General features: G+C 69.8%; 5 protein-coding genes and 1 pseudogene. 4 read left to right on the top strand and 2 right to left on the bottom strand.

The annotated features are described in order from the left end of the window. Positions 1-249: pseudogene (locus P3L51_RS33935) on the bottom strand (serine/threonine protein phosphatase); the annotation flags it as partial. Between the two features lie 251 nt (positions 250-500). Continuing rightward, positions 501-1,613 (bottom strand): LacI family DNA-binding transcriptional regulator, encoded by a 1,113-nt coding sequence (locus P3L51_RS33940; protein WP_354609202.1) that lies wholly within the window; start codon positions 1,611-1,613, stop codon positions 501-503. Positions 1,614-2,065: 452 nt separating this feature from the next. Between P3L51_RS33940 and hisC the strand changes: the two genes are divergently transcribed. From hisC to cydD, 4 genes are all read left to right on the top strand, one after another. Beyond that, positions 2,066-3,145 carry a histidinol-phosphate transaminase gene (gene hisC / locus P3L51_RS33945; protein WP_354609203.1) on the top strand — a complete coding sequence of 360 codons (1,080 nt, stop codon included), beginning with the start codon at positions 2,066-2,068 and terminating at the stop codon, positions 3,143-3,145. A 231-nt stretch (positions 3,146-3,376) separates the two neighbouring features. Beyond that, on the top strand, positions 3,377-4,906 hold the full coding sequence (locus P3L51_RS33950; RefSeq protein ID WP_354609204.1) for a cytochrome ubiquinol oxidase subunit I: 1,530 nt from the start codon (positions 3,377-3,379) through the stop codon (positions 4,904-4,906). 24 nt (positions 4,907-4,930) lie between these two features. After that, positions 4,931-5,932, top strand: coding sequence for a cytochrome d ubiquinol oxidase subunit II (gene cydB / locus P3L51_RS33955; RefSeq protein WP_354609205.1), 1,002 nt, complete (start codon positions 4,931-4,933; stop codon positions 5,930-5,932). A 36-nt stretch (positions 5,933-5,968) separates the two neighbouring features. Next, positions 5,969-7,592, top strand: a 1,624-nt coding sequence (gene cydD, locus P3L51_RS33960) for a thiol reductant ABC exporter subunit CydD (RefSeq protein WP_354609206.1), incomplete at its 3' end; no start/stop codon positions are given.

Here is a 7,592-nt window from a genome sequence, read left to right on the forward strand (position 1 = left end):
GCCGCCCGGAACGCCGGTCCGCTCGGCGACCGGCGGACCGTCGGGCGTCTCGAACGCCACGGGTGTCACGGGTGTCACGGTGGCGACCGCGACCGCTCCGGGCGCGGACCCACCGCCGGCCACTGTCTGTTCGGGCGGCGCGGGCCGCCCCGGCCGCACGGGAACCTGTGTGTACGGCGGCACCCGGAAATCGCGCAACGTCGCCGTCCGCACCACGGGTCCCTGACCGGTCCCGGCCCCCTGCGTCATCGACCCCTCCACCACCGTCGCGCCTGGCGTACACCTCTCGGGCCCGCCTGATCGGGCGGGACATCCCCACCGGAGGTAGGGGAAGGTCCGCGGTGTCGTGCGCCCATCATAGGAATGCAGCCACCCCTGTGTGACGCACCAGGGGTGGTCAATCCGATTCCACCCACGTTTCATCGGCTTTTTTCACGCGTATCACCCGAATTGCTCTATCCGGATCCCGTTCGCGCCGGTCTCGCGTCCCGTCTCTCGCGTCAGTCCCTCGCGGGAGACCTCGGAGCACTGACCGTGGTGCGGGGCGGGCGCCGTTGGGACGAGGTCCGGACGATCAGCTCCGTCGGTATCACCTGCTCCACGGGACGCCCGGTGTCGATCCCCTCGATGGCGTCGATGAGGAGCTGTACGACGGCGGTGCCGATACGGCGCGGCTTGAGCGAGAGCGTCGTGATGGGCGGTTCGGTGGTCGCGTACACGGTGGACTCGCTGCAGCAGACCAGCAGCAGGTCCTCGGGCACCCGCAGGCCGTACCGCCGCGCGGCGGCGAGCAGATCGGTGCCGTTGGGGTCGAACAGCCCGTACACCGCGTCGGGGCGGTCCGGTCTGGCGAGCAGCCGGTCGGCGGCGACGGCCCCGGCACAGGGGTCGTGCGCGGGGTAGGACTCGTAGACCGGGTCCTGTCCGACCCGCTCGCACCAGCGCAGATACGCGGTGGTGGAGAGCCGGGTGTAGGTGTCGGTGGTCGTCCCGGTGAGCAGTCCGATCCGGCGCGCGCCGGCCGCGGCGAGATGGTCGAGCAGGTCGAGTACGGCGGCCTCGTGGTCGTTGTCGACCCAGGCCGTGACGGGGAGGGTGCCGGCCGGGCGGCCGTCGGAGACGACGGGCAGGCCCTGGCGGACGAGTTCGGTGACGACCGGGTCGTGGTCGGAGGGGTCGATGACGACGGTGCCGTCGAGGGCGACGTTCGACCAGACGTCGTGACGGGAGGTGGCGGGGAGGATGACGAGGGCGTAGCCGCGGGCGAGCGCCGCGGAGGTCGCGGCCCGTGCCATCTCGGCGAAGTAGGCGAATTCGGTGAAGGTGAAAGGTTCTTCCCCGTACGTGGTGACGGTCAGGCCGATCAGTCCTGACTTGCCGGTACGGAGGGTTCGGGCCGCTGCGGACGGGCGGTAGCCCAGCCGTTCGGCGACTTCTCGGACATGTCGGCGTGTGGCGTCGGGTAACCGTCCCTTGCCGTTGAGCGCGTCGGAGACGGTCGTGATGGAGACACCGGCTGCGGCGGCCACGTCCCGGATGCCCGCACGACCTTGCCGGCTGCCCCGGCGGGATGTGTCCGTCCGGCTCACCTGGTGTTTCCCTGCTGGTGTCATGGCGAGCCGATAGTAGGGCTCATCAAGGTGGTAAGGCCGGTCGCATATGCACCCTCCAAGAGTCACGTTTCTGCATGATCAACAACGCTCGATCGACATGGAAATCAAGGTCGTTGAGCGATTCGGTTGTGGTCTCTCAAGCATGGAGCTGGATGGGCCTGGCGAGTGTCCGATGTTTCGAAGAGGTCTCAACTCACCCCCACGGGCGACGCGCGCCACGGAGTGAGCCACCGGCGCGCGCCAGGTCGGCGGGCGCTCCCCCTGTCAGGGCCCGGCCTCCGGCCCCCTCGGCGGCTCCTTCGGGGCCCGGTTCCGCGACCGGTCTTCGCAGGGCCCGGCAATCCTCTTAAGGTGAGCAGTATTGGTACATCCGCATGAGGTGAGCCGATCATGTGTACGGCCCCGAGAGCGCCCGAGAGCGCGCGCCCCAGAACGCCCGAGGAGGACCCGCGGTGAGCGAGACGAGCCCGAAGCTGCGCGCCGAGCTGGACGGCATTCCGACCTACAAGCCGGGCAGGCCGGCGGCGGCCGGCGGGCCCGTCGCGTACAAGCTGTCGTCCAACGAGAACCCCTACCCGCCGCTCCCCGGCGTGATGGAGACGGTGCTCGCCTCGGCCGGTGCGTTCAACCGCTACCCCGACATGGCGTGCACCGGGCTGATGAACGAGCTGGCCGACCGCTTCGGCGTGCCCGTCTCGCACCTCGCGACGGGCACGGGCTCCGTGGGCGTGGCCCAGCAGCTGCTCCAGGCCACCTCCGGGCCCGGTGACGAGGTGATCTACGCCTGGCGGTCCTTCGAGGCGTACCCGATCATCACGCAGGTCTCCGGCGCCGCTTCGGTGAAGGTGCCGCTGGACGCCGACGAGACGCACGACCTGGACGCGATGGCCGACGCGATCACCGAGCGGACTCGGATGATCTTCGTCTGCAACCCCAACAACCCCACGGGCACCGTCGTGCGCCGGGCCGCGCTGGAGCGGTTCCTCGACCGGGTGCCCGGCGACGTCCTGGTGGTGCTGGACGAGGCGTACCGCGAGTTCATCCGCGACGCGGATGTGCCCGACGGCGTGGAGATCTACCGGGAGCGGCCCAACGTCGCCGTGCTCCGCACCTTCTCCAAGGCGTACGGCCTTGCGGGTCTGCGGGTCGGCTTCGCCATCGCCCACGAGCCGGTGGCGGCCGCGCTGCGCAAGACCGCGGTGCCCTTCGGCGTGAGCCAGATCGCGCAGGACGCGGCGGTCGCCTCGCTGCGCGCGGAGGACGAGCTGCTGGGGCGGGTGGGGTCGCTGGTAGGTGAGCGCACCCGGGTGTACGACGCGCTGCGCGGCCAGGGCTGGACCGTGCCCGAGACGCACGCCAACTTCGTGTGGCTGCGGCTGGGGGACCGTACGACCGACTTCGCGGCGGCGTGCGAGCGGGCGGGTGTGACGATCAGGCCGTTCGCGGGCGAGGGGGTGCGGGTGACGATCGGCGAGTACGAGGCGAACGACCTGTTCCTGCACACGGCGGAGTCGTTCCGCAAGGAGATCTGAGCGGGCGCCCAGGCCCGTTCCCGGCGCGGTCACGGCGCGCGGTCACGGCGGGATGTTCGAAGGGGACCCCCCCTTGAAGATCCGGTCGGACCGTGCGCCATACTTTTGCTTGTGAATGTGAACGCGTTCACAAGCGCGTCCATGTTTCATGGTTCCTCCCGTTCCGACCGGGATGAATCAGGCATGCTGCAGCCCCCGGCAAGGGGCCCGTAGGAGAAGGAGAGAGACGACGTGGACATCGCACTGGCTCCCGAGACTCTCGCGCGATGGCAGTTCGGCATCACCACCGTCTACCACTTCCTCTTCGTCCCCCTCACGATCTCCCTCGCCGCGCTGACCGCCGGCCTGGAGACCGCCTGGGTGCGGACGTCGAACCCGAAGTACCTCAAGGCGACGAAGTTCTGGGGCAAGCTCTTCCTGATCAACATCGCGATGGGTGTCGTCACCGGCATCGTGCAGGAGTTCCAGTTCGGCATGAACTGGTCGGACTACTCGCGCTTCGTGGGCGACGTCTTCGGCGCCCCGCTCGCCTTCGAGGCGCTGATCGCCTTCTTCTTCGAGTCCACCTTCATCGGCCTGTGGATCTTCGGCTGGGACAAGCTGCCCAAGAAGATCCACCTCGCCTGCATGTGGATGGTCTCGATCGGCACGATCCTCTCCGCGTACTTCATCCTGGCGGCCAACTCCTGGATGCAGCACCCGGTCGGCTACCGGATCAACGAGGAGCGCGGCCGGGCCGAGCTGACCGACTTCTGGGCCGTGCTGACGCAGAACACCGCGCTCGCCCAGTTCTTCCACACCATGACGGCGGCCTTCATGGTCGGCGGCGCGTTCATGGTCGGCATCTCCGCCTTCCACCTCGCGCGCCGCAGGAGCGAGAAGCACCGGCAGCACATCCCCGTGATGCGGACCTCGCTGCGGCTCGGACTGGTCACCCTGGTGACGGCCGGCCTGCTCACCGCCGTCAGCGGCGACACGCTCGGCAAGATCATGTACGAGCAGCAGCCGATGAAGATGGCCGCGGCCGAGGCCCTCTGGGACGGCGAGGCGCCCGCGCCGTTCTCCCTCTTCGCCTACGGGGACGTGGACGAGGGCCACAACAAGGTCGCCCTGGAGATCCCCGGCCTGCTCTCCTTCCTCGCCCACAGCGACTTCGAGTCCTTCGTCCCCGGCATCAACGACGTGCAGAAGGCCGAGCAGGAGAAGTACGGGCCCGGCGACTACCGGCCCAACATCCCCCTCGCGTACTGGGGCTTCCGCTGGATGATCGGCTTCGGCATGGCGTCGCTGGGCATCGGCCTCCTCGGGCTCTGGCTGACCCGCCGGAAGTTCCTGCTGCCGGAGGCGCTGCGGACCGGCGAGGACGAGGTGCCGAATCTCGTGCTCCTCCGCAACAAGGCGCTCGGCCCACGCTTCGCCCACATGTACTGGCTCGTGGCCCTGTGGACCATGCTCTTCCCGCTGATCGCCAACTCCTGGGGCTGGATCTTCACCGAGACCGGCCGGCAGCCCTGGGTGGTCTACGGGGTGCTGCGCACCTCCGACGCCGTCTCCCCGGGCACGTCCCAGGGCGAGGTGCTCACCTCGATGATCGTCTTCACCCTGCTCTACGCGGTGCTCGCCGTCATCGAGGTCAAGCTGCTCGTGAAGTACGTCAAGGCGGGACCGCCGGATCTCAGCGACGACGACCTCAACCCACCCACGAAGATCGGCGGCCACGACTCCGAGGACGCCGACCGCCCGATGGCTTTCTCGTACTGAGGACTTGAGGAGCTGATCTGAGTCATGGAACTCCACGACGTCTGGTTCGTACTGATCGCCGTCCTGTGGACCGGCTACTTCTTCCTTGAGGGCTTCGACTTCGGGATCGGCGTCCTGACGAAGCTGCTGGCCCGCAACCGCAAGGAGCGCAGGGTCCTCATCAACACCATCGGACCCGTCTGGGACGGCAACGAGGTGTGGCTGCTGTCGGCGGGCGGCGCGACCTTCGCGGCGTTCCCCGAGTGGTACGCCACCCTCTTCTCCGGCTTCTACCTGCCGCTGCTGGTCATCCTGGTCTGCCTGATCGTGCGTGGTGTCGCCTTCGAGTACCGCGCCAAGCGGCCCGAGGAGCGCTGGCAGCGCAACTGGGAACACGCGATCTTCTGGACCTCGCTGCTGCCGGCGGTGCTGTGGGGCGTGGCCTTCGGGAACATCGTGCGCGGCGTGAAGATCGACGCGGACATGGAGTACGTGGGCAACCTGGCCGACCTGCTCAACCCGTACGCGCTCCTTGGCGGGCTCGTGACGCTGACCCTCTTCACCTTCCACGGCGCGGTGTTCGCGGCGCTCAAGACGGTGGGGGACATCCGGGTACGGGCGCGGAAGCTGGCGTTCACCCTGGGGCTGCTCACGGCCGTGCTCGCGCTCGGGTTCCTGGGCTGGACCCAGGCCGACAGCGGTGACGGGGCGAGCCTGGGCGCGATGATCGTCGCCGTGGTGGCGCTGGCCGGTGCGGTCGTGGCGATCAGGGTGGGGCGCGAGGGGTGGTCGTTCGCGCTGTCCGGGCTGACGATCGTGGCCGCCGTCGCGATGCTCTTCCTGACGCTGTTCCCGAACGTCATGCCGTCGTCGCTCAACCCGGAGTGGAGCCTGACGGTGACCAACGCGTCCTCGACGCCGTACACCCTGAAGATCATGACCTGGTGCGCGGGCATCGCGACGCCCTTGGTGCTGCTCTACCAGGGCTGGACGTACTGGGTCTTCCGCAAGCGCATCGGTACGCATCACATCGCGGACGCGCACTAGTTCTGTGTCGGGCACTGTGTTGGGCGGGTGTTTCACGTGAAACCGATCGATCCGCGTCTGCTGCGGTACGCACGGGCCACCAGGCGCTTCCTGGTGGCGGTGGTGGTCCTGGGACTGGCCGGTGCGGGGCTGGTGGTGGCCCAGGCGATGATCATCGCCGAGGTGGTGGTGGGGGCGTTCGAGGGCGGACTCGACGGCTCCGGGCTCCGTACGCCGCTGCTCCTGCTGGGCGCGGTCGCCGTCGGGCGCGCACTGGTCGCGTGGCTGACTGAACTGGCCGCGCACCGGGCGAGCGCGGCGGTCAAGTCCGAGCTGCGGGGGCGGCTGCTGGAGCGGGCGGCCGAACTGGGGCCGGGGTGGCTGAGCGGCCGGAGCACCGGCTCGCTCGTCGCGCTGGCGACCCGTGGCGTGGACGCGCTCGACGACTACTTCGCGCGCTATCTGCCGCAGCTCGGTCTCGCGGTGGTGGTGCCGGTGGCGGTACTGGCGCGGATCGTCACCGACGACTGGGTGTCGGCGGGGGTCATCGTGCTGACCCTGCCGCTGATCCCGCTCTTCATGGTGCTCATCGGGTGGGCCACCCAGTCCCGGATGGACCGTCAGTGGCAGCTGCTGTCACGGCTGTCGGGGCACTTCCTGGACGTGGTCGCCGGGCTGCCGACGCTGAAGGTCTTCGGGCGGGCGAAGGCGCAGGCGGAGTCGGTCCGGGAGATCACCTCCGAGTACCGGCGGGCCACCCTCCGTACGCTGCGGATCGCCTTCCTGTCGTCCTTCGCGCTGGAGCTGCTGGCGACGCTGTCGGTGGCGCTGGTGGCCGTGGGGATCGGGATGCGGCTGGTCCACGGGGACCTGGACCTCTACACGGGCCTGGTGGTGCTGATCCTGGCGCCGGAGGCGTATCTGCCGCTGCGGCAGGTGGGGGCGCAGTACCACGCGGCGGCGGAGGGGCTGGCGGCGGCGGAGGAGATCTTCGCGGTGCTGGAGGCGAAGGGGTCTTCGGCTTCGGCCGGCGGCGGTGACGTACCCGGCTCGCCGCGGCTGGAGCTGGAGGGCGTGACCGTCCGCCACGAAGGCCGTACGGAACCGTCGTTGGACGCGGCCACGCTGGTCGTCGAGCCGGGGGAGACGGTCGCCCTGGTCGGCCCGAGCGGGGCCGGGAAGACGACACTGCTCAACGTGCTGCTCGGTTTCACGGCGCCGACGGAGGGCCGGGTACGGGTGGGCGGGACCGACCTGTCGGACCTGGACCCGGACCGCTGGCGCGAACAGATCGCCTGGGTGCCGCAGCACCCGTACCTCTTCGCGGGGACGATCGCCGAGAACGTACGCCTGGCCCGCCCGGACGCGGACGCCGCCGCCGTACGGAACGCGCTGCGCGACGCGGGGGCGTACGACTTCGTGACCGCGCTCCCCCAGGGTGTGGACACGCCGCTGGGCGAGGACGGCACGGGCCTGTCGGCCGGTCAGCGCCAACGCCTCGCCCTGGCCCGCGCGTTCCTCGCCGACCGCCCGCTTCTCCTGCTGGACGAGCCGACGGCGGCGCTGGACGGCGAGACGGAGGAGGCCGTCGTCGACGCGGTCCGCCGCCTGGCGGTGGGACGCACGGTGATCCTGGTGATCCACCGCCCGGCGCTGCTGTCGGTGGCGGACCGGGTGATCG

Source organism: Streptomyces panacea, from assembly GCF_040560175.1.
Lineage (GTDB): Bacteria > Actinomycetota > Actinomycetes > Streptomycetales > Streptomycetaceae > Streptomyces > Streptomyces panacea.